This window comes from Vibrio sp. YT-19(2023), from assembly GCF_033337395.1.
The window spans coordinates 120,327-142,443 of sequence record NZ_JAWOQN010000013.1; the positions used below are offsets into that span (position 1 = coordinate 120,327).

Below are 22,117 nucleotides of genomic sequence, written 5' to 3' on the forward strand. Positions count from 1 at the left end.
TTATTTTTGTCTAAACGGTTCATGTTTCAACGCTCAACAGGGCATTCATCGTTTGGGTATGAGTAATGTCGTTAATCACCTTTCTTGTTCTTTTGTTCAAGGACTAACGATAACAGGCGAACGAGCAGGGACTGAGCTTCCGGTGAGAGCAATCGCGCCACGGCCGTTAGGTCATTTGCTGTGACATGCTGAACATCACGTACATCTAAAGCAATATCTAGGTCAGTCAAATGAAGCGAACGCAATATGGCACGATATTGTGAGAGTTTAAGATCGGACTCTCCGCGCTCGATCCTTTGATATGTTTTTACGCTCATTCCAGCGATGTTTGCCATTTGCTCACGGGAGAGGCCATTCGATTTTCGTCTTGCGATCAGTGCTTGAATTATAGGGTCTACCTGCATGTGCTCTCCTGAAAGGACAGTTTTGACCTAAACGGAGCAAGAAGTGGACCAGTTTAACCACCACATATTTACCTGCTTTGTAATCAGTATAAAAATAACTGTCTTATAAAAACGTAAATATTTTAGTCAGTTATTAACTCAATGGAAAAGTATCAATCATACAAATCAATAGAAACGAAAGCTTCTATTCGCAAAATGCAACGCATTTTAGATCATTTATTTAGTGAAATTGATCAGCAACATCGTGAGACTAAAGAGAATGTTGTGACACTGATTCAACAGTCACAACAGCGATTGATGAACTACAAAGAGCTTTACCTTCACAAAGAATCGATAAGTGAAGTAGAGCTGCGGATGGCGCATGAAAATATGAGTGAGACTGAGAAGCAGGTCGCCGATATGGGTATTCCAGTGTTAACTTATATCATTGGCGCGCTAGATAACGCGTATTAACACAGTCGTAAAGTCGGGCGATACAAGATTTACGCAATTTCGATCAATTGATGACATCTAAAAGAAAGGATGCAAATGCTGGGGAACCACACCCAGCATTCGGACACTCATTTACCTATATTTTCGAACCGTAAATCAGTGTTTAGAGGTATGTGAACCGAACAGTGTCGGTACGCAGCGAATAATAGCGATATTGTCCGATCTAGGCTACGTCCTTGGAATCTAACACCTTCACTTAAACTGTAAATTAATCTGTACACCCAGCCAGATTGAGCCATTGAGCACGTTCTTCCTTCTCTTTAAGCGATAAAAGACTAATTAGTGACGAAAAAAACAACACATCTTAGGTAAAAGATAAGAGTTGTTAAAATATATCGCTATAAGATTGACCTTTTGCTTTTCAATCGTCCTGCTTATGCCTTACAATCTTTTCGAACCAAATCCATTCATAACGAATGGGGTTGATGAATTAAGATGAACAATTTTGCTTCGAACCCAAAGTTGCGCACATTTCATCAACGATGACATCGCCAAAAATGACTCTCAAGTGTTCATGTGCAAATGATTAACCACCTTTTGTTGCATGTTTTCTTAGCCATACAGGGCTCTTGTAACATAGTGCTCTTGTAACCAAATTTTGACTAAGTCGGAGCGTTTTGTTGTGTGCTTTAGATAAAGCACAACTGGTGAGAAATTAACGGATTGAATTTAGAGGTATTAACCGTGAACCTAAAACTTGTCGGCAGCTCCCTGATCGTTGCAGGTACTGCTCTTGGCGCTGGTATGCTTGCTATACCAATGGTGCTTGCTCAATTTGGCCTCCTTTGGGGCACTCTTCTTATGTTGTTCATCTGGGCTGGAACAACTTATGCTGCGCTGCTCCTTCTTGAAGCCAGTTGTAAAGTAGGTGGTGGTGTGAGCATGAATGCAATTGCTCGCGAAACGCTTGGTAAAGGAGGCCAGTTGGTAACCAACAGCTTGCTTTACGCCCTGTTAGTTTGTCTATTAATGGCTTACATCATTGGTGCGGGTGATCTCGTACAAAAAGTAACAGCCTCAATTGGGCTTCCAACATCTACGATCTCAAGCCAAGTCGGTTTTACTCTTTTAGTTGGTATCATTGTTTCGGCAGGTACAGGGGTAGTAGATAAGCTGAATCGCGGTTTGTTCCTAGGCATGATCGTAGCGCTGATCCTGACACTTTTTGCGCTTGCACCAAGCGTCTCGTTTGAAGGACTTGATGAGGTTGTGAGCGACGATAAAATGGCACTTATCAAAACCAGTTCGGTGCTTTTCACCAGTTTCGGTTTTATGGTCGTGATCCCATCGCTTGTAACTTACAACAAAGAAGCGAGTAAAACACAGCTGCGTAATATGATTATCGTGGGCTCAACTATTCCGCTTGTTTGTTACCTGTTATGGTTGTTAGCGGTTGTCGGCAATCTACCACCTCATGAGCTTGTTCAATACTCCAACGTAACAGAGTTGATCTCGGTACTAGGTCAGCAATACGAGGGCTTAGAGTTCATCCTATCCATGTTTACTGGTTTGGCACTACTAACGTCGTTCTTAGGTGTTGCAATGGCGCTATACGATCAAAATGCAGACCTACTGAAAGCAAGTAAGCCAGTGATTTTTGTTACTACTTTTGTGCTACCACTATTAGGTGCTGTATTTGCGCCAGAACACTTCCTAGCTATTCTCAGCTACGCGGGGATTATTCTTGTGTTTCTCGCGGTCTTTGTTCCATTATCAATGACCATGAAAGTGCGCCGAGTGCCGGTAGAAGATGACAATATTTATGAAGCTGGTGGCGGCGCAATGGGAATGAGCATGATCTTCCTATTCGGCTGTTTCTTGCTGTTTGCCCAAGCAGTATAAAATCACGCTAGCTTATTTAAAAACTGAGCCGCTCGTAGTCAAACGGGCGGCTTTTTTGTATTCATAGCCGAACCCAGGCCACTCGAAGTCATCAGCATTTGTGATGTTTGACGTTCCTCGGATAATCACGGTTAGCGCTGACTTTTTAGTAAAACTCCTTAGCGAAAGGCTGACATGTACAGTGATTCACCCTTCTATTATATCGATGTTGATATGAATAAGAGGCTCTGTTGTGTCAAAGCAATTATCTTTTGCCATGGTTGGCGTTATGTTGTCTTTAGGTGTGTTGAGTACAGAAGCGGTGGCTGACCCGAAGCATAAGCATGGACATCGGTACGATCACCATCATGCGCATAACTACCATCATAAACACAAGCGCAAGCACAAGCATAAACATAAACACAAACATCGTGACGTTATTTATGTGGAGACCAGACGACCAAGGCGCAGTTACTATTACCATGACCGAATTCCTCGGAATAGTACCTACATAAAGATTGGAGATTTCACTTATCTAAAAGTGGACGACCGTTATTATCGCCGTTCTAATGATCGCTATATCCATGTCGAGTTCAATTAAACTTGAAAGGGCACATAGTCGGCGTTCTTGTAATGTTGAGCTTAATAGCAACAACATGGCACATGTAACATCGACCAATACTAGGGTTGAGGGTTAAAAGCAAAAACAGCGAGCCGGTGCTCGCTGTTTTTGCTTAGATGAGTGTTAGACAGTAAATCTATTTAAGATTTGATCTTGTTTATGTACATCTTCTTGTTGCGCCTGCATCGCGTCGTTGGTTCGATTTGCCGATTCGGCGACTTGAGTCGATAGGTCTTTAATATTCACCGTATTGTTGTTGATCTCTTCAGCGACAAGGCTTTGCTCTTCCGCTGCTGAGGCAATTTGCAAGTTCATATCGGAAATACGCTGAATCGCGTCACGAATGCGTTGTAACGCACTATTTGCTAAACCCGCTTTTTCAACGGCCTCTATAGCACTACCTTTGCTTTGATGCATGGCATTTGCCACAGATGAAGCGCCAGATTGTAGTTGCTCAATCATAGTACGAATCTCTGTTGTCGACTCTTGAGTACGTTGTGCCAGTGTACGTACTTCATCTGCAACAACGGCGAAGCCTCGGCCAGATTCTCCCGCACGTGCAGCCTCGATTGCGGCATTCAACGCGAGTAAGTTCGTTTGGTCCGCAATATCGTTGATGACTTTTAGAATCGTTTCGATATTGGCAGTAGCAGATTCCAACACTTGTACTTCTTCGACTGCAAGGTCAATGCTATCGGAAAGCATGTTTATCGTTTGTGTCGATTCACCAACGATAGAAGACCCCTCAACCGTTGCTTGGTCGGCTTCTTTGGCTGCACTTGCCGCACCTTGCGCATTATTAGCAACCTCTGTCGCGGTGACAGACATCTCATGCATCGCGGTAGCAAGTTGTTCTAGCTCTTGCAGCTGAGTGTGAATTGCGCCTGCCGAGTCTTTTGCGCCCTCAGCGGTGATTTGAGTTCCATTTAAAATTTGATCAGAAATACGTTTCGACTCAATGATTTGCTGTTGTAAGTTCTCCATGAACGTATTGAAGTTTGTGGCAAGCTCAGAAAACTCTTGGTCAGTATCTGTTTCGAGGCGTTGTGTAAGGTCGCCTTTCCCTGATGCTACATCTTTAATCGCATTGTTTAGCGTGTCCAAAGGACGCATGAGAGTGCGAATCAACAGAGTTAGGGCGATAATAGATGCAATCACGGCAATGATTGAATAAATAATAGCGTTGTTACGAAGCTCTCCTACGGCAGAATAGGCAACAGCTTCATCGATCACCGAACCTACGTACCAGTTCTCGCCAGGAATGTGAGTCAGGTTAACCATGTAGCGGTTGCCATCAATCTCAACATGTTGTGCTGATTGCGTAAGTTCGATTTGCGGGAGGTAGCTACCGACTTTCTCACCGTTGTATTTACTTTGAGGGTGAGCAATGGTTGTGCCATCAGCGGTGACCAGAAATAAGTAACCAGCATCAAACAGATTCACTTGGTTGACCAGATCTGAAAGAGTAGTTAATTCGAGGTCATAAAACATACCGGCTAAAAACTGGCCATTTTCTTTTACTGGTGTACCAACAGAGATGATAACGTTTTTCGAAGACGCATCGACGTACGGATCGGTTACGACCAAATCGCCTTTGCTCTTAGCTGCAATAAACCAAGGACGCTGACGTGGGTCGTAGTCTGGACCCGCATCCCAGCCGTCGTCATTTTCAATCACAAAGCCATTACTTTCATAACCAAAACCGATGGCAAGGAAGCTGCTTTTTGGCGTCGGTCTTTCAAGTATGTTTTGAACATAGCTATGTGAACTGGGATCAAGCTCAATCACTTCAGTAATGGAGCGAGCGAGATCCTTCTTTGCATCCATTTCTGATTGCACAGTGTTACCAACACTGGTCAATATCTCGTTGACACTTGAGTCGATTTGCTCCTGAGTTTGGGAGCGGATGGTCATAACTTGTTGTGTCGACAATAACGACACGGTAATTAGCAGCAAAAATGAAGAGGCTGTGACAACCTTATGTCTGAATTTCATGAGCTTTCCTCTGATTCTCCCGGTTGGTTCCACTTTGCTTTCGCCTCTTTTAAACCGAGCGAATTGGGCATAAAGAGAAACCTATTGTGTTTGGTTATATTTTTATCGACATCTTTGTCAAAAACATGAACTCATTTGTCGTCTTTTTTAACTAAATTTAAACAAAACGATAGTTTACGTTAAAACTTGTGAGTGTGATCATGTTTGCGAGCTCGATTAATGAAATCGTCATAATGAAAAGAATTGCTTAACAAACAGTGGTATCAACTGGTTTTACAGGTGAGGTGATGAAAATTTTGTTGGTGCTGACAGGTGTTTTGTTTAAGTTTTGTCTTTGTAAACTATGAGCTTTTTACTAAAAGCCTAATGTGGACGGAGTTTTAGGTATAAAAAAGGCCCCGACGATGCGGAGCCTTTGTTAATTGACGTCTCGATTTTAGAAAATAAGATGAGCAACGCCAGCAATCACAGGTAACGTGATTAGCGTACGTAAAATGAAGATTACGAAGAGCTCTACAATGTTTACTGGAATTTTGCTGCCTAACAGTAGGGCACCTACTTCCGACATGTAGATAAGCTGAGTTACTGACATTGCCGCAATAACAAAACGTGTCATTTCGTTATCGATTGAGGCCGCTAAAATTGCTGGAATAAACATATCCGCAAAGCCAACAACGATTGTCTGTGATGCTGCAACAGCTTCAGGGACTTGCAGTAGCTCTAGGTATGGGATAAACGGTTGACCCAGAATTGCAAATACAGGCGTGTATTCTGCAATCACCAATGCAACGGTACCAAGACCCATAACTACAGGTAGTACGCCAAATACCATATCGACTGCGTTGTGTACGCCTTCTTTAAATACAGACTGAACCGATGTGACTTGACCAGCTCGCTTAAGAGCTAGATCCATACCCCAAGAGAATGTGGTGTGGCCTTCTGGCACTGCATCTGCGTCTTTATCAGGGTTGCTGCCGTCAATGTAGCGATCTTTCTTCAGACTAAGCGGAGGCAGGCGAGGAATGATAATCGCAGCTACGATACCAGCTAGACAGATAGCGCCGTAGAAAGGCAAAAATAAGTGCTCTAGTTTTACCTGAGCGATAACAACTAAGCTAAACGTGATCGATACTGCTGAGAAAGTGGTCCCGACAACAGCCGCTTCACGCTGAGTATAGAACTTATTTTCGTATTGCTTGCTGGTTAGCAAGATACCAACACTTCCGTCGCCTAACCAAGATGCCATACAGTCAATTGCACTGCGGCCAGGTAGGTTGAATACCGGACGCATTATTTTACTGAGTAACGCACCAAATAGCTCCAGAAGACCGAAGTTCAAAAGAAGCGGAAGCAGTAAACCCGCGAAAATGAAAACGGCAAACAGAGTAGGTAGGAGACCAGTAAGAACAAGCCCGCCAGTGTTTTCTTCCCAAATTGCTTTTGGACCCACTTGGAAAAACGTCATTAACACGGCAGCGCCGCCGATTAAACGAACAACGAGCCAAAGTGGAGATGGGTTGAAGAGACCGTTTAAAAAACCATTACGTAAAATTGCAGCTGGCTTAAAAATTTTGCAAAGAACAGAAGCAACGGCCATGAAAGCGATGATACTGGTGACGATAGCAATCAAGGTATCGCCTAACACCGCTGGGATGACTTTTGCCATCACGGCAACGGGAATGGTTAGGCCACCATCGTAAGAGATCGGAGCCATAAAGAGTAGAAGACCAATTAGGGAAGGGATGAAAAACATCCAAAAGTTGCCCTTAGGAGCTTCAGTAGCATTAGTGGTGTTATGCATAGTTGTCTCGTGTTACTACTAGTCAATACTTGCCATTTCCATGACATAAATATTCACTAAACATCCGTATTTAATCACAGTTTTGCGGAGGGTACCCGCAAACTGCATCCATTGCAATACTATTCATTAAATACATCTAGTTATTCAGCCGATTTGTCGGGTAATTGGTCAAATAACGTCTAAGTGTATGCGAATATGTTGCTTGTGTTAGAAAATTGTAGCACGAGGGGCGAATTGCGCAGTGAATTATGGGGCGCATTGTGACTGGAATAATAAAATGGTAAACAAATGTGATTTTGATCTAACTAACTTCTTTGCCAGAAATTCAGTTAGCCTTATCTATTCTAAGGTTTTTAGTGGTGTCAAAATACCGTTCAGCGTTTCTTGTACCGTTGCAGTGTGAACCTATTGAGCCAAATCCGATTGAAGCATGTCGCTTCAATCGGATCGAAATTTTATGCTTTTTGTTGACGGCTAAGTATGTATAGGTAACTCCAGTAAATCAGAGCTGTAGAAAAAGCCAATATTGCTGGGAAAACCAGCGTATATAAACCATATACCGTAAATAGAGCCGCTCCCGCGACGCCGCCAAACAAAAAGCCAAAGAAAATGAATAGGAATAATTTTGCTTTACGTCGGTCAAATTGACGACCTCTCAAGCTCTCTCCAATCATAATCCCTAGATCGGTGATGATTCCGGTCATATGTGTGGTTCTGACTACTGCGCCGCTAAACGTGGTGATCATTGCGTTTTGTAATCCACATGCTGCTGATGCTAGATATTGGCCGTACAAATCCCCTTGCACCAAAAAGCCCAAGCTGAGTAAGAGCAAGCTCCCTTCTATGCACAGTGCAACACCATATCTTCGCCCTAGTTTTAACGCACTGCTTTCAATAAAAAAGCCGCTAAAGGCAGCGCCAATCAAAAAGCTAAATACGATGAAGAGCAGGTGAATGGAGCTATCCACACCTGTTAGCAAGCTGTTCCCTAGCTGAGTTACGGTTCCCGAAAGATGAGTTATCGCTTGGTGTTGAAAGCCGAGAAGACCAACGGCGTTGACGCAGCCCGCGAGAAGAGCTAGTAGAAACGCGCCATATTCCACCCAACGAGGAAGTCTGGAAATCACAATAAACCCCAACCAAATATTAGGAGCCGATTATAACGCTCACACCGAGTTACGAAACCCTTTACAGTAAAACTCGATTGATCATTCTCAAAAAAATCTCACTTATAGGTCGTTTGTCCGAGCCAAAGTAAATACGTGAACGAGGATTGCTCGCTAGCAGATGTGTTCCGTTGTGCATTCGAAACTCACCCACCCGTGTTTCATTTGTTCATAGACTGAAACGGTAGGTTGGTGGAACTCTTTATCGGTAAATAGACCGACGGGAATGATCATGATTTCTGGGTATGCAGAAACGAACAACCTCATTGTCGTGCCGCAGGATGGACAAAAGTCATACTGAACCTCACTGCCATCATCGCCAATTCGGGTATAGCTAGTGACTTCACCGTTTAAAGTGACGTGCTCTTTTTCAAAGCGAGCTTGTACCCCAAAAACACTGCCAGTTCGTTTTTGGCATTCGAAGCAATGACGGACAGACGTGTGGGTGGGCTCTCCCTTACAACGGATCTCAACTAAACCGCAGGCGCACTCGCATGTATGAATGGTTTTTGTCATCGTGATTACCTATTTGTCCCAACACACCGATAGACCTAGAGCACAGAGCTTGTGTCACTGGCTCGTTATTAGCTCTGGACTTGAAACTATTTGGATACAATCAGTTTAGTTTAATTTTGAAACACTTGAAGAGGTGAAATCATTTGGGTATACAATGGTATACTCGCTTTTCGTTTATACCTTGAAACAAGGAAGCCTTCATGACTTACAAAAAAATCCTGCCGATACCACTTATTCTACTTATTCCAATCGTTTTATTAGTTGTGGTTGTGATCGCAGGTGTTTATCGTTTTAGTTTGTCTGATGACGAGATCATGGCTAAGTTTCCTCAAACAGAAGTAGAAACGAACGTTATTGTGCAAGAGACGCTTGGCATCACTGCACGTAACCCTTGGACGATCCAAGTACCCGAGCAGGGTGCGGTCACTTTTCTTGATGAGTGGGATAAAGAAAACGGCTATTTGATCGGTGACTATGATGCAGGTGCGACAAAAGGTCAGGTACTTGTTCCAACTGCGTCGATTAGTCAGCGTGAGATTGAAGGTGTTTCATGGGTTGTTGCACCGATGATTGTAACGACACAAGGTAGCGGTTCGTTTAACTATGTTGGCTTGTTCAAGTTTGACCCCGTGCCGAGCCGAGTTGTCCTTTTAGACAGTATTTTTGTTGGTGACCGCGTGAAATTTACTCAGCTCGAATGGAAAAGTGATACAACTATCACGCTTTCATATTTAGCGCACGGTGACGATCAAGCAATGGCAGACACGCCAAATCAATTCAATTCATCCACATTACAGCGTGTAGGGAATAACTTACATATGCAACAGTGATGAATTTTTTTTGAGTTCTGTAAAAATTCAGTATTTTCTGCGCTAGATCTCGAAATTTCCTAGTGATTTCTTATTCTGGAATGCATAAGCTATGAGCCTTGTTTGAAAGGAGATAGTAATTCCCGTGTCTACAAATGAAATTACAAGACGGTTGCCGAATCTGACAAGTCGTAGAGCGCTGCTGTTATACTCCTTGCCAGTTTTAGTTGCGATTGGTGTTTCTCACTCTCTCAAAGAGTCATCTTTAACCAAAACCATCGCATTGAACCTACCTGAATCTCAGGTCGTTGAAAAAATTCTTGATGCGACAACTGCCGAAATTGTCACTCCCCCGAACTTCGAATATCAAATCCAAGCAGGTGACAACCTAAGCACTATTTTTAGTCAGCTCGGTTTCGGTTACAGCTCGTTAATGAAAGTAATGGAAACGGATTTGAACTACTTGGCACTTGATACACTTAAGCCGGGCAATACGCTCCGTTTCTGGCGTGATGATGCGACAGGCGAGTTAGCGAAAATGGAACTGCAATTTTCTATTGCAGATAAGGTGGTCTACAAGCTGAATAGTGATGGTAGCTATGACTTTACTGATATTTCCATTCCTGGCGTGTGGAGCCAAGAACCTTTAGTTGGCGTTATTCAAGGCAGTTTTTCTTCTTCTGCGAGTCGTTTAGGTTTAACGTCGGCAGAAGTGAGTCAAGTTGTGAGCTTACTCAAAGAGCAACTCAACTTTGGGCGTGATCTTCGTGCAGGTGATCGATTTGAAGTCGTTCGTCGTTCGCAAAGCATCAATGGTGTGCCAACGGGCAAGAACGAAATTGAGGCGATTAAGATCTACAATCGCGGACGTGAAATCACGGCTTACCTTCATACCGATGGTCAATTCTACAATGCCAAAGGCGAAAGCTTGCAGCGCGCATTCCAGCGTTATCCTGTAAGTAGCCGTTGGCGTATCAGTTCTGGCTTCAATCCCAATCGTTTACATCCAGTAACGGGGCGTGTCGCGCCGCACAACGGTACTGACTTTGCCGTACCAACCGGTACTCCAGTCGTTTCTACTGGTGACGGTACAGTGATCATGACTCGTAAACACCCTTATGCGGGTAACTACGTGGTTGTTGAGCACGGCAGCAAATACAAAACCCGTTACTTACACCTAAGTAAGATTCTGGTGAAGAAAGGGCAAAAGGTTTCTCGAGGCCAGCGTATCGGTCTTTCCGGTAAAACAGGGCGAGTGACAGGGCCACACCTTCACTATGAATTGATTGAATACGGCCGTCCAGTTAACGCTATGCGAGCAAACATCCCAATGGCGAGCTCTGTTCCTAAGAAAGAGATGGCAACCTTTGTCGCGAACAGAGATGAAATGGATAAGCTATTACGCGATAAAGAGAAAGCAGTGCTGTAACAAAGTACTTCGCTCAAAAAATAAAAAGAGACTAAGCATAGCTTGGTCTCTTTTACTTTGTGCATTAACTAGATTTACATTCCATGACCGTCGCTTGTTTAGAGCTCTTAGGCGCTCCGCACTTCACGTTCATTTATCAGGTGTACGATTTCATCAACACTGTGTGGGCGAGAGTAGAAATAGCCTTGAATGTAGTGGCAGCCCATTTCAATTAACTTTTGTAGTGCTCTATCGTCTTCTACGCCTTCGGCAATCAAATCCACATCAAGCAGTTCTGCCAATTGCGCTATCAAAAACACCACTTGTTCAGAGGTTGTATTTGATAGCATGTTTTGAACGAAGGTTGCATCGATTTTAATGCTATCAATCGGATAATTGTGTATATAGTTCAAGCTTGAGTATCCCGTACCAAAATCATCCAACGCGACTTTAAAACCTAAGTACCGCAATGAGTTAAGTACCATCTGTTCACGGCCACTTTGCGAGAGTAAAACGGTCTCGGTGAGCTCTATAACAAAGTCTTTTGCTTCATGCTGATACTTTTCAACCATGTTAGTTAGGTGGTTAATATAGCGGTTAGAGTCGACCAGCTCATAGGCAGAGCAATTGATAGAGAGTTTGACTTTGTATCCTAAGTTGGCTTCTAGCTCTTGTTTTGCGATACATGCGAGTTCAATAATACGTTCACCCAACTCGATAATCAGGCCTGATTGTTCGGCAGCTTCAATGAATTCCGCAGGGGAGATATTTCCGTAAACATTGCTGTTCCAGCGGGCTAGGATTTCAAAGTAATTCCAGCGATCGCTTGTGATATCTACGATTGGCTGAACAACGACATACAACTCTTCGCTATCATGTATGTCAGCGCTAAGTTGAATGCGCATAGCTTCAATAAGCTGAGTTCTACGGTGATAAAGGGCGCTAAGATGTGTGTCGTAATGCTGAATTCGTGTATCGCGATGTTTTTTACAGTCTTTGAGAGCGAGGCTAGCATTCAAAATCAGCTCATCACTGTTCAACATATGTACTGGTGCGCGCGCGATACCAATACTAACAGTGAAAGAAATTCGGTTAGATTTGTCGCTGTAGCCGCTTTCAATTTTGTCGAGTACTTCCTGACACACGGCGACAGGATCTTCGTCGTAAGTAATGAAGGCGAATTCATCTCCTGCGACACGAAAAGCGTTGTTTGGCGATGACAAGCTTTGTTGAATGGCGTTCGCCGTAAACTTAATGATTTGGTCGCCGATGTAGTTTCCGTTGATATCATTGATCGATTTAAAGTTATCGATGTCTAGGTAAGCCAAACTGAATGGACGAGTGGCCTGTTGCGTCAATGTCTCCAAGGTATCAGCTAAACAGCTACGGTTGAGCAGTCCAGTTAGGTTATCATGCGATACTTCATAGCTAAGCTGATTAAGAAGCTTATCTGAACGTTCACTGACCCACTTTTCACGTAAGCTGTGAATAATGACATTGGCATAAAAGCGGTGGAAGTCGAGGATATCTTGCGCTTCCTTAGCGTGGATGCTTCGGGTAAAGGTAGACAATAAAATTCCCAGAACCTCGCCATTTTGTGTCTTCAATGGCAGGCCAATGTAAGCCTGAATGCCATCCTCTTGAAACATCTGATCTTCAGGAAAGCGTTTGTAAACTTGGTCCTGATAGAAAATATGTTCGCCAATGTCTTTTGCCACTTTTTCACAGGGGGTGCCTGAAAGGTGGTAGCTTAGATTGTCTGTAATTTTTCCATTGCTAGCGAAGGAGATGGTATGAGCCGAATGCTGAAGATGCGCAACTTCTACAACGCAAGTGCAATGGCTCTGCAATTGTTGATGAATATCTAACGTGACTCGGTTTAGCTGAGCCGTGCCGTTTAGCTTCAATATTTCATCAATTTTGTGGAAACTGATTTGTACCTGACCCATTGAGCATTTCACCTAGCGTTGTGATTACCATATCGTGTGAGACACGAAGAATTATTATTTGATATGCATCAAATAAACTATCGGTTACTAAGGCGAATTTTTCAAATTTTGTGAACGAACAAATCATTATTTTCATGTTTTTATGCTTGAACCTTTTAAAGGTATAGCGATAAAAACGCTAAGCTAGGCGCGCTTCTCCTCTTCTAATCGCGATTTGAGATAATCGAGGAACAGCTTAGTTCGGGTATGTTGATAATCCAGCTTTGGATAGTAGGCATATACAATGGCTTTATCCGCTGTGATATCGGGCAAGATAGGCACTAACGCGCCGGATTTGAGATCATCTTTGATCATGACGTTATTCGTCATCAGAATACCCATGCCTCTTTTGGCACCATGAAACAGCGCTTCTGGGTTAGTCGTGGCAAAGTTACCGGACAAGCTGATACGTTTACCTCGATTGGTTTTGATTTCTCGTGAGGGCTTTTCACCCCAAATCAGGACATTATGCTCTGTCAGATCCTCAACGCATTGTGGGGTGCCGTATTTTTTTAGGTAACTAGGCGCAGCGTAAAACTGGGCTTTATGTTCGAAAAGCGCAGTGGCTTTGAAACTCAGAGAGTTCAGTTGCTCTAATTCCCGGCTAATAAACAGGTCTAAGCTTAGCTCTGGCAATTGGCCTGGTAGCGTTGTCGTTAATTGAAGCGTGATGTCTGGATATTTCTCAAGAAAATCATCTAGGTAATGCACCAAAAACTTAGAACCAACCGCCAGTGTCGCGCCAATTTTCAATAACCCCGCTGGTGATTGATTGACTGAGCGAGTTTCATCTAATACCGATTGCCATGAATCCAACTGATTTTTTGCTCGTTGATAAAACAGCGCACCAGCTTCAGTTTGGCTAATAGAGCGGGTCGTGCGTTTAAGTAGTTGAACGCCAATTTTATCTTCTAGCCATTGAACTCGTTTACTGATAGCTGAGCTGGTGGTATTGAGTTTCCGCGCTGCTGCATTAAAGCTACCTTCTTCGACCACACGAATATAACTCTTCACGCTTTGAATCCAGTCCATTGTGTCTCCTTGGGAATTAATTCCTTTCCAACTTAGCTGATTATCATCTTTGAGTATCAAATATACACTGTTTGCCATCAATCTGTCACAAAGTAGGAGGAACGTTTGCGTAAAACACCATTGTTATTAGCGATGATGATCATTGCCACAGGCCAAGTTGGCGTTAGTATTTATCTTCCTTCTTTGCCATTGATTGGTCATGACTTGAATTTGCCGCAACATTCGATTCAGAATCTCGTCACGCTATTTCTCGTTGGCTTCGGTATCTCTCAGCTTTTTTACGGCCCATTGTCTGATGCGATTGGTCGTCGGCCGGTGTTTATTCTGGGGCAAAGTGTATATCTAGTTGGTACGGTTATTTGCATCGCGTTTTCGGACAACATTGTTGCCCTTGAAGCGGGACGGTTACTGCAAGGCCTAGGAGCGGGCAGCGCTTCGGTACTTGGTCGGTCAGTACTGCGTGATAGTTATGACGGTATGCAATTAACCAAAGCGCTATCTTATATTTCAGTCACTGCTTCAGTGATGCCAATTATTGCTCCGCTGTTTGGTGGCTGGATTGCTTTTCACCTGAGTTGGCATGCTGTCTTCGTGTTTGTACTGATTTACTTAATGGCAATTTTTACACTTGGTTTATTGGTGCTGCCAGAAACGCTGCCTTATCCGAAGAGAAAATTTAAAGTAGGCGAAGTAAGCGCGAACTATTTGCGTCTGTTAACGAATACACAAGTGATTGGTAGTGCGAGCTACAACTGGCTTAGTTATTTATCGGCTCTGGTTACGCTCTCCTTGTATCCATTTTTAATGCAACAAGAGTTAGGATTAACGGCGGCAGATTACGGCTCTTTGATGATCATACCATCAGTTGGTTTGCTGACGGGTAGCTTAGTGCTGAACTTGATCAATGCTCGTTACAAAGCTCAGCAAATCTTGCTGATGAGTTTCGCGATTGTTGCTGTTGCAGGCTTCATGTTGTTGGTTACCCCCTTCAGTGTATTTTCATTGCTGACGGCATTCACGTGTTTAAGTTTTGCTCAAGGAATGTCATTCCCGGTATCGATCAGTTTGCTACTTTCACCACATAAGCAACAGGCAGGCGCGGTTTCTGCGCTATCTGGTTCTATTCAAATGTGTTTAGCAGGTTTGTTTGGTGGGTACTTAGTAGACTCATGGGTTACGAATCAGCAGCAGCTTGGGGTGTTTTATTTGTTTATTGCGTTACTTTCTTGCTTTGTTCTTGTACTAAGCCAATTTCGTAAAGTGCCAGAAGGGACGGTTCAAGCAGAAACTTCCATCTGAATATACTTGCAACCAGAAGGTCGGCTTTCTAAAATGCGCAGCTAAATTAAGTCTGGCCTGTTGTGTATAGTGAATGACTTGGTTTGAAAGGAAGAGGGCGAACCTTGATACTTCTCTCAAGCTTGGAATACATTTCTGCCCAATGGCTATCCGATCTCTAATCGTTAGGTGAAAGAATGCAACAAAACGAATTTGAAACACTGGTAAAAGAAATTACTCAGCAAGAAAGCATGCCAAAGGCACTTGAAATCTTGAAGGCGTGTGAGGAAGAAGAAGTTGCACAAGCGGCGCAATCCCTAACGGGTCAGTTTGGCCTTGCAGAAGTTGATGGTGAGAAACGTATTTACCATATTACCACTCAAGAAGACGAGTCCGGAGAAGAGCAAGAATACGTGGAGCACGTCATGAATGAAGGCGATCACTTGATCAAATTTGCTGCGTGGTTCTTTGAAACATTCTTTGAAATCAAACAGAAAGATACGTACGTCGCAGCGGGTAAAACATACCAGCAACCTAAGCGATAGGCGCCCGTTTAGAAAAAGTAATCAGAACCAATCTGAAAGTTAATTACAAAATAAATGTGACCCTGGTCTTGTTTTTATCTAGTTGTGGTGTAAAATTACAACATAGTTAAGTCAATACATTCAGGAGAAGGTCATGGGTAACGAACTTGGTGGTGCTTATATTGGCCAGATGATTGCAAAAGACGCGATGCACAAAGCGCTTTACGGTAAAGCGAAGAAGAAAAAAGCTTCTGTTTTTGCTCGTGTTATTAAAAAACTGGCGAAATAATTTAAAAAGCCCTGATTGAAAAATCAGGGCTTTTTGCTTTTCTCTGTTTTGTTGTTAGTAAGTAGCCAACATATTGCACAACATTGGCAAAACGCTACTCAAAGACTGATGACATTTAAATCTAGAATTACGCGGATTGGCTTGGTATCTCCACAACATTGTTAGGCACTTTATCTAGCCCCTTTGCTGATAACCACTTTTCTAAATCGTCAGCGCCTCCAATATATTTTCCATCTAACCAGATTTGCGGCACTGTTACCGGTGTTTTTTCGCCAATGATGGCTTTTACTTCAGGAATCATACGGTATAAGGCGGCGCTGTCTTTAACTACATCATGGTACTCATACTGAACGCCAGCCTCGTCAAGTAATTGTTTGGCTTTGACACAGTAAGGGCAAGTTGCTTTACCATAAACAATGTTACCTTTTAGCTCATCGCGTTTTACCCACTCAGCAATAACAGACTGTACAAGCACACCCCGATTCAATGCTTCTCCTTGGCTGATAACTTTCCCTTCGACAAGAAGAATGGGTGCATGCCAAGCCCCCGCTTTTAATGGTTCCCACCAGTGCGATAACCAATCTTTTACTTCAAGTTCAACGGGCACATCGGCTAGTTCGTTTTCAAAAGTATCCTTTAAAATATCTTTGGTTAATGTACATTCACCACAAGGAATATTGACTTTGAATGGGCCCCAACTACCAGCCCAGCGATACAGTGTAATTTTGATTGGTTGACTCATATGGGTTCCTCATTTCCTTTCCTGAAAATATAGAACTTTTAAATTAGATTTTTCTTTCAACTAACTTTGTCTTTTTCGCTTCCCAATGCGTAATAAACGCAATAGATGCAATAATAATCGCAGCACCTAACCATAAACGACCAGGTGGCACCCAACCAAACACCAACCAACCAGCAACAACATTCAAAGGCAGTTTGGCGTGATCAAATGGTTGCACAAATGAGGCGTCTGCTACTGCATATGCTTTAACGATAGCCCATTGAGCGAGTGCTGTAAGTGCACCTGCGGCTAAAAGCACACCCCATATCGTCCACGTATCTGGCATAGTAAACGTCGGTATCGCTAACAAGATATTAAATGGTGTTATCAGCAGCAATAAATAGACAACCATGGTTGATGGCGGATCGTTTACCGACATTTTTTTTACCATTAATGAATACGCTGCCCAGAAAAATGCGGCGCCAACAGGGAGCAGGGTCGCCCATGTAAATGAGTCTGCCCAAGGCTCAAGAATGATCATGGCACCAACAAACCCCGTCAATGTCGCTAACCAGCGTGCAGTACCTACTTTCTCTTTGAGTAACAAGCCAGAACCAACTGTGGCAAATAACGGGGAGGTCATGAGAAGTGCAATACCTTGCCAAATTGGAACTGGGTAAGCGAGAGCCCATAACCAAAGTTGAATCCCGATAACAGAGAGAAAAATGCGGAATGCATGCCAGCCAAAGTGTTGGGTTCTTAAAGAACGTCTAATCCCAAGTGTACGTAGGTAGGGCAGAATAACAAATAAGGCGATTGCATATTGGAATAACGCAAATGTGGTGGAGGAGACACCAAAGTTGATGCTAGCAATTTGGGCGAAGCTGTTCACTATGGCGAATGCCAAGCCAGCTGTTAGCATCCAGGACGCACCTTGAACAGGATGATGATTCAATTGAAAAATTCCAGTTTGATAGAGGTGGCGGGATCATACGTCCTATTGTTTTTCGCGCCAATAAAAAAATGCCTCCCAGAGGGAGGCGACATTACCAATTCAAAGGACGTGCCTGTTATAACAGGTACAAAGAACGAGAAGCACAAACGCTGCCATGCATTTGCATAAATAATATTGCAGAACACGTGCCAACTTTTATATATTTGATTTTAAATGGTTTTTTGGTTTTTCTATGTTGTCGATTAGATGAAATGCACTAACTTAGTGATCAATCGCATTAAAAGAGGGCAGAAGTAGGCGTCGTTACGCTCGTCTTTCATTGCTGAGCGATGCTTGGATAGTGTGAAAACTTATCGAGTTGTGTTGGGTTAAATAAAAAATGGCCAGCAAAGGTGCTGGCCAAGTGGACTCGCTCTTAGGACAAGAGTGAATTAGAAATCGTAACGTACGCCTAGGCGCAGTGTATCTTCGCCTTCTGTTACTAGACCTGTTGTTGCATCTTTTGCTTCATCAAGTTGGTTGATGTAGTAAGACAGGTAAGTACGGAAGTTGCTGTTTAGTTTGTAGTAACCAACAAGCTCGATACCTTCAACTGTGTCGTACTTTGAACCGTTGTCTGGATCATTCTCTTGAGCTGTGTATAGAGCTGCAAGTGTCACTTTGCTTGCTACTTTGTAGCTTGCGACTAGCTCGTAAGCCGTAAAGTCTTCAGAGTCAGTCAGGGAACCTTGAGAATAAGTACCTGCTAGGTAAAGGTTGTCCATCGAGTAAGCGATACCACCTAGAATTTGATCTTCAGAGTTATCTTTATCTACATCGCCACCAGAGTATGCAAGACCAAAGTCGAGGCCCATTGGTAGTGAGTACATTCCAGAGATGCCGTATTTATCTTCGTTATCGCTAGAGTTTGCTTGGTAGGTTGCTTGAAGTTGTAGTGCATCAAACGCACCACGGTATGCGAAAACGCTGTCTTGCTTATCAGAAGACGAATCAATAACTTGCTGAACACCAGAGAATTCTGTGATATCCGTCATGTCAGAGATGATGACTGCAGCCATGTCTTGACGACCTACAGAGAAAGCACCGATATCAGAGTCGACGCCTGCATACATGTAGCGGTTTTTGAATTCACTCTTGCCCGTTTTTTGTTCGGCTTCGTAAACACCGAAAGCAGAAAGGCCGTTGCCGATGTTTGTTTTACCTTTTAGGTTAAGACGAGCACGGCTTTTATCTTCCATGGAACCTTCAACTTCAGCACCGTCTGAACCGATGAAGTCACCACGAAACTCAACGCGGCCGCCAACTTTTAATTCAGTACCGTCGTTTTTGTATACAGTTGCTGCGAATGATGGTGCTGATACCAATGCTGTAAGAATTGCAGTAGTTAGTGCTGCCTTTTTCATTTTCTTATTACCCTAGTTGTAATCGATGGGCTTTCTTGCCCGATGTGTTGATGACGCTAAGGTAAAGGCTGAAAATGAAAGATAGATTTCTGTTAAGTTATGATTTGATTGCACTTTTATTGCTGGCGAGAATAAGTGCCCCTTCTCATACCACTTATAAAAAGAAAGGTTTATCTTTTTTGAGGTTTTTTCCTCTCCGTTGAAGACTGTGTTTTTTTCAAAAAGTTCCTGAATTGTTTCTTGACCCTAAATGTAAGTAAACATTTCAATTTGGCAGGGAAGTTTGGCCTAAAAATAGCGAATCATCAGCTATTTGTGAGCTAACTCTCTCTAAAGCATTTCTTATTGTAAGGTTTTTATTTCTCGATTTCTTGAAGGCTAAGTAAACGATTGCTTTTTAGGTTTTGTCTGAGATCTTTTCACTCGGTTGTCAGGAACTAATCAAATAAAGTGTCGGCAGTTGTTACACAAAGGTAAAACTAATCTGGTGGAAACGATGCCTCGGATAGCCTTTGTATTCCTCTCTTTGTTCATCATTTCGTTTTTACGAAAGTGAACCAAAGCCGGGTCTAAAACTGACTAACCAACTAATAAGTAATGGATTTAGAAATGAATAAAAAATTATTAGCAGCGGCAATCGCGGCAGCAACCTTCGGTACTCAAGCAGTTGCAGTGGAACTATATAATAACGATGGCACAACATTTTCGATGGGCGGCCACGTTTCTGTTAATTTAAATGGATCAGAGCAAGGTGACACGGATGTGGGTACTAACTCTCCTCGTATCAATATCTCTGCGACACAGGATTTGGGTAATGGCTTCACCGCAGACGCACGTGGTGAATGGGCGCTAAACTACTTAGACGGTGGTGAAGAGTCGTTTAAAACTCGTCTAGGTTACTTAGGTATAACGCATGAGGTTTATGGTCGTGCAGTAGGTGGTACGCAATGGTCACCTTACTACGATGTCGCAGGTATTGCAGATATGCCAATCGCGTTTGCCAACGACTTCATCTATGACGATCATGGAAACCTTGGCACTGGCCGTGCGGATAAAATGCTTTCTTACCGTAATGCCATCGAGCTGGGTGAAGCGGGTGTGATCAACTTTGGTCTTGGTTGGCAGGGTGCAAACGATGATTACACGCGCAACGATGCTGGAGTTATAACTGGCGGTGCTAAATACGATGACCGTGTGCAAGCTGCGCTTTCTTACTCAATCATGGGCGCTAAAATCGGTTACTCTTACAATGGCGGCGATTTCCAGCACCCTGCATATGCAGGTAAGCACACGGCGGAATCACACGTTGTATCAGCATCTTACGGTGCGTACGGCCAAGGCCTATTCCTTGCTGCGGTTTATGGTTCAAACGAAAACATGAACTTCAGTGCAAAAGGCGACCGTTTAGAAGAAAGTGATGCATACGAAGCGATCATCGCATACGCTCTAGCAAACAGCCTAAACTTGAGTGTTAACTATGAGATGGTGGAAGGTAAAGAGTTTAAGAGCTCTAAAACAGAAACTGCTCGTGAAGAAATGGCACTACAAGCAGAATACAACTTCACGCCTAAATTTGTTGGTTACGCGGGTTACCAGTTTGACCTAAATGACGACAATGGTCGTGAAACTGATGACAAATGGGCGTTAGGTGCTCGTTACTACCTATAATAGGATTTAGCGAGAACTATTATTCAGCTCATTGATCTAAAGCCAGCCTCGTGCTGGCTTTTTTGTCTATTTGTTTTACAAATACTTTGCTGTTTCAATTAGATGATACAAAACTCAAAACGGGGTGAATGTCTTATTTTTTACACTAGAGGTTGCTATTTAGTGTCGTTAAGTCAATAGGTTAGATTATGATGGGATTTTTGTTTTGCAGGGAAGAATGATGAGTGTTATTCAAGTTGAAGAAAAGAAAGTAGAAGTGGGTAAAGTGCTTTGTGTTGGACGAAATTACGTTGAACATATTCATGAGCTTAATAATGCAATGCCTGAGCAAATGGTGGTATTTAATAAACCCGCAACTTCCGTATCAACAACTCTGCGTTCATTCCATCAAGAGCCCCTTCATTATGAGGCTGAAATCTGCTTTTTGATCAAGGATGGACGTTATTCAGCGGTTGGTTTGGGATTGGATCTGACCAAGCGTGGTTTGCAATCCTCGCTTAAAAATCAGGGGTTGCCGTGGGAGCGAGCTAAGGCATTTGATGGCTCTGCTGTGTTTAGTCGGTTTGTCTCTTTGGATAACATTGATATCAATGATCTTAACCTTGAGCTCTTAATCAACTGTGTTCGTGTACAAAAAGGTCACGTTAACCAAATGCTCTATCCGCCGCTAACTATCCTGGATGAATTAACCAGTTACACAACACTTCAAGATGGCGATGTAGTGATGACCGGTACACCAAAGGGCGTTGGTGAGGTACATGAAGGTGACATCTTCCTTGGTCGATTAAAGTGTGGCGATGTCACCTTGTTGGAGATTGAGTGGTTGGCGGATTAAAGCCAAATTCGTAGAACGAGAAATACCACCATACTGATAACCGTCGTTAAAAGAACATTTTTAGTAAAATACGCGATTAAAGCAGCCAGTATGGCAGCCAGTAAAAATGGGTTTTGCACATTGACGCTGAGCTCCCCATCTGGAATGAAAACGATAGGTGCCCAGATCGCAGTCAGTACTGCTGGGCTAGCGTAATTGAGTACTTTTTGAGTGCGCGTCCCTAATCGCAATGGTAGCTTGGGTTCTAAAAACAAGTAGCGGCTGGTGAAAACAAGTACCGTCATCAGTAAAATAGCCAACATGATCATTAGCGTTTATATGAACGTTTCCCCATTTGCTAGGCCATCATAAAATAATTTTAAACTGGGTTAGGTGGCAGTTTTATATTCG

The 22,117-nt window shown here is 43.1% G+C and carries 21 protein-coding genes; 10 read left to right on the forward strand and 11 right to left on the reverse strand.

Going from position 1 to position 22,117, the window contains the following annotated elements; all coding sequences use genetic code 11:
* Window positions 1–71: 71 nt before the first annotated feature.
* Window positions 72–404: a helix-turn-helix transcriptional regulator gene (locus R7E78_RS12045; protein WP_031780945.1), complete on the reverse strand. Its 333-nt coding sequence runs from the start codon at window positions 402–404 to the stop codon at window positions 72–74.
* A gap of 141 nt (window positions 405–545) precedes the next feature.
* Here R7E78_RS12045 and R7E78_RS12050 point away from each other — a divergent pair, with 141 nt between their 5' ends.
* The 3 genes from R7E78_RS12050 (at window position 546) to R7E78_RS12060 (ending at window position 3,318) form a co-directional block, all read left to right on the forward strand.
* Window positions 546–857 (forward strand): hypothetical protein, encoded by a 312-nt coding sequence (locus R7E78_RS12050; RefSeq protein WP_213903481.1) that lies wholly within the window; start codon window positions 546–548, stop codon window positions 855–857.
* Between the two features lie 723 nt (window positions 858–1,580).
* Complete coding sequence (locus R7E78_RS12055) at window positions 1,581–2,738, forward strand: amino acid permease (RefSeq protein WP_005375474.1); 1,158 nt, start codon at window positions 1,581–1,583, stop codon at window positions 2,736–2,738.
* A gap of 232 nt (window positions 2,739–2,970) precedes the next feature.
* Window positions 2,971–3,318 (forward strand): hypothetical protein, encoded by a 348-nt coding sequence (locus tag R7E78_RS12060; RefSeq protein WP_213972135.1) that lies wholly within the window; start codon window positions 2,971–2,973, stop codon window positions 3,316–3,318.
* Window positions 3,319–3,462: 144 nt separating this feature from the next.
* Here R7E78_RS12060 and R7E78_RS12065 read toward each other — a convergent pair whose 3' ends face one another.
* The 4 genes from R7E78_RS12065 to R7E78_RS12080 all read right to left on the reverse strand — a co-directional run bounded on the left by R7E78_RS12065 (window position 3,463) and on the right by R7E78_RS12080 (window position 8,817).
* A complete protein-coding gene (locus tag R7E78_RS12065) occupies window positions 3,463–5,334 on the reverse strand; it encodes a methyl-accepting chemotaxis protein (RefSeq protein ID WP_132936350.1) in 1,872 nt (623 codons plus the stop codon).
* A 436-nt stretch (window positions 5,335–5,770) separates the two neighbouring features.
* Window positions 5,771–7,135: a YjiH family protein gene (locus R7E78_RS12070; protein ID WP_017635848.1), complete on the reverse strand. Its 1,365-nt coding sequence runs from the start codon at window positions 7,133–7,135 to the stop codon at window positions 5,771–5,773.
* Window positions 7,136–7,590: 455 nt separating this feature from the next.
* Window positions 7,591–8,262, reverse strand: a complete 672-nt coding sequence (locus tag R7E78_RS12075; RefSeq protein ID WP_005375484.1) for a YoaK family protein — start codon at window positions 8,260–8,262, stop codon at window positions 7,591–7,593.
* A 153-nt stretch (window positions 8,263–8,415) separates the two neighbouring features.
* Complete coding sequence (locus tag R7E78_RS12080; RefSeq protein WP_047101644.1) at window positions 8,416–8,817, reverse strand: GFA family protein; 402 nt, start codon at window positions 8,815–8,817, stop codon at window positions 8,416–8,418.
* 200 nt (window positions 8,818–9,017) lie between these two features.
* Between R7E78_RS12080 and R7E78_RS12085 the strand changes: the two genes are divergently transcribed.
* Window positions 9,018–9,647, forward strand: coding sequence for a hypothetical protein (locus R7E78_RS12085; RefSeq protein ID WP_318057905.1), 630 nt, complete (start codon window positions 9,018–9,020; stop codon window positions 9,645–9,647).
* 124 nt (window positions 9,648–9,771) lie between these two features.
* Complete coding sequence (locus R7E78_RS12090; protein WP_318057906.1) at window positions 9,772–11,055, forward strand: peptidoglycan DD-metalloendopeptidase family protein; 1,284 nt, start codon at window positions 9,772–9,774, stop codon at window positions 11,053–11,055.
* Between the two features lie 107 nt (window positions 11,056–11,162).
* Here R7E78_RS12090 and R7E78_RS12095 read toward each other — a convergent pair whose 3' ends face one another.
* Window positions 11,163–12,983: a putative bifunctional diguanylate cyclase/phosphodiesterase gene (locus R7E78_RS12095; protein ID WP_006742077.1), complete on the reverse strand. Its 1,821-nt coding sequence runs from the start codon at window positions 12,981–12,983 to the stop codon at window positions 11,163–11,165.
* Between the two features lie 183 nt (window positions 12,984–13,166).
* Window positions 13,167–14,054, reverse strand: coding sequence for a LysR family transcriptional regulator (locus R7E78_RS12100; RefSeq protein ID WP_137283110.1), 888 nt, complete (start codon window positions 14,052–14,054; stop codon window positions 13,167–13,169).
* 105 nt (window positions 14,055–14,159) lie between these two features.
* On the opposite strand from R7E78_RS12100, the gene R7E78_RS12105 reads away from it, so the two are divergent.
* From R7E78_RS12105 to R7E78_RS12115, 3 genes are all read left to right on the forward strand, one after another.
* Window positions 14,160–15,353, forward strand: coding sequence for a multidrug effflux MFS transporter (locus tag R7E78_RS12105; protein ID WP_017821607.1), 1,194 nt, complete (start codon window positions 14,160–14,162; stop codon window positions 15,351–15,353).
* Between the two features lie 176 nt (window positions 15,354–15,529).
* Window positions 15,530–15,877: a hypothetical protein gene (locus R7E78_RS12110; RefSeq protein ID WP_005375501.1), complete on the forward strand. Its 348-nt coding sequence runs from the start codon at window positions 15,530–15,532 to the stop codon at window positions 15,875–15,877.
* A 133-nt stretch (window positions 15,878–16,010) separates the two neighbouring features.
* A complete protein-coding gene (locus R7E78_RS12115) occupies window positions 16,011–16,145 on the forward strand; it encodes a hypothetical protein (protein WP_017635854.1) in 135 nt (44 codons plus the stop codon).
* A gap of 127 nt (window positions 16,146–16,272) precedes the next feature.
* Here R7E78_RS12115 and R7E78_RS12120 read toward each other — a convergent pair whose 3' ends face one another.
* From R7E78_RS12120 to R7E78_RS12130, 3 genes are all read right to left on the reverse strand, one after another.
* On the reverse strand, window positions 16,273–16,887 hold the full coding sequence (locus tag R7E78_RS12120) for a glutaredoxin domain-containing protein (RefSeq protein ID WP_005385185.1): 615 nt from the start codon (window positions 16,885–16,887) through the stop codon (window positions 16,273–16,275).
* Window positions 16,888–16,930: 43 nt separating this feature from the next.
* Complete coding sequence (locus tag R7E78_RS12125; protein ID WP_005375542.1) at window positions 16,931–17,788, reverse strand: DMT family transporter; 858 nt, start codon at window positions 17,786–17,788, stop codon at window positions 16,931–16,933.
* 464 nt (window positions 17,789–18,252) lie between these two features.
* Window positions 18,253–19,224, reverse strand: a complete 972-nt coding sequence (locus tag R7E78_RS12130) for a porin (RefSeq protein ID WP_213867820.1) — start codon at window positions 19,222–19,224, stop codon at window positions 18,253–18,255.
* 609 nt (window positions 19,225–19,833) lie between these two features.
* Between R7E78_RS12130 and R7E78_RS12135 the strand changes: the two genes are divergently transcribed.
* Window positions 19,834–20,892 (forward strand): porin, encoded by a 1,059-nt coding sequence (locus R7E78_RS12135; RefSeq protein WP_042521502.1) that lies wholly within the window; start codon window positions 19,834–19,836, stop codon window positions 20,890–20,892.
* A 220-nt stretch (window positions 20,893–21,112) separates the two neighbouring features.
* Window positions 21,113–21,727: a fumarylacetoacetate hydrolase family protein gene (locus tag R7E78_RS12140; RefSeq protein ID WP_017635857.1), complete on the forward strand. Its 615-nt coding sequence runs from the start codon at window positions 21,113–21,115 to the stop codon at window positions 21,725–21,727.
* Here the strand turns inward: R7E78_RS12140 and R7E78_RS12145 are convergent.
* Window positions 21,724–22,035, reverse strand: a complete 312-nt coding sequence (locus R7E78_RS12145) for an AzlD domain-containing protein (RefSeq protein WP_005375528.1) — start codon at window positions 22,033–22,035, stop codon at window positions 21,724–21,726. The two genes, R7E78_RS12140 and R7E78_RS12145, sit on opposite strands and share 4 nt — an antisense overlap.
* Window positions 22,036–22,117: the final 82 nt, after the last annotated feature.

Excerpts from the sequence above, each read along its gene's own strand:
- R7E78_RS12115 (WP_017635854.1), top strand. The coding sequence starts at position 16,011 with ATGGGTAACGAACTTGGTGGTGCTTATATTGGCCAGATGATTGCAAAA.
- R7E78_RS12120 (WP_005385185.1), bottom strand. The coding sequence starts at position 16,887 with ATGAGTCAACCAATCAAAATTACACTGTATCGCTGGGCTGGTAGTTGG.
- R7E78_RS12095 (WP_006742077.1), bottom strand. The coding sequence starts at position 12,983 with ATGGGTCAGGTACAAATCAGTTTCCACAAAATTGATGAAATATTGAAG.
- R7E78_RS12110 (WP_005375501.1), top strand. The coding sequence starts at position 15,530 with ATGCAACAAAACGAATTTGAAACACTGGTAAAAGAAATTACTCAGCAA.
- R7E78_RS12065 (WP_132936350.1), bottom strand. The coding sequence starts at position 5,334 with ATGAAATTCAGACATAAGGTTGTCACAGCCTCTTCATTTTTGCTGCTA.
- R7E78_RS12145 (WP_005375528.1), bottom strand. The coding sequence starts at position 22,035 with ATGATCATGTTGGCTATTTTACTGATGACGGTACTTGTTTTCACCAGC.
- R7E78_RS12080 (WP_047101644.1), bottom strand. The coding sequence starts at position 8,817 with ATGACAAAAACCATTCATACATGCGAGTGCGCCTGCGGTTTAGTTGAG.
- R7E78_RS12050 (WP_213903481.1), top strand. The coding sequence starts at position 546 with ATGGAAAAGTATCAATCATACAAATCAATAGAAACGAAAGCTTCTATT.
- R7E78_RS12130 (WP_213867820.1), bottom strand. The coding sequence starts at position 19,224 with ATGAAAAAGGCAGCACTAACTACTGCAATTCTTACAGCATTGGTATCA.
- R7E78_RS12085 (WP_318057905.1), top strand. The coding sequence starts at position 9,018 with ATGACTTACAAAAAAATCCTGCCGATACCACTTATTCTACTTATTCCA.
- R7E78_RS12100 (WP_137283110.1), bottom strand. The coding sequence starts at position 14,054 with ATGGACTGGATTCAAAGCGTGAAGAGTTATATTCGTGTGGTCGAAGAA.
- R7E78_RS12125 (WP_005375542.1), bottom strand. The coding sequence starts at position 17,788 with ATGCTAACAGCTGGCTTGGCATTCGCCATAGTGAACAGCTTCGCCCAA.
- R7E78_RS12045 (WP_031780945.1), bottom strand. The coding sequence starts at position 404 with ATGCAGGTAGACCCTATAATTCAAGCACTGATCGCAAGACGAAAATCG.
- R7E78_RS12135 (WP_042521502.1), top strand. The coding sequence starts at position 19,834 with ATGAATAAAAAATTATTAGCAGCGGCAATCGCGGCAGCAACCTTCGGT.
- R7E78_RS12140 (WP_017635857.1), top strand. The coding sequence starts at position 21,113 with ATGAGTGTTATTCAAGTTGAAGAAAAGAAAGTAGAAGTGGGTAAAGTG.
- R7E78_RS12070 (WP_017635848.1), bottom strand. The coding sequence starts at position 7,135 with ATGCATAACACCACTAATGCTACTGAAGCTCCTAAGGGCAACTTTTGG.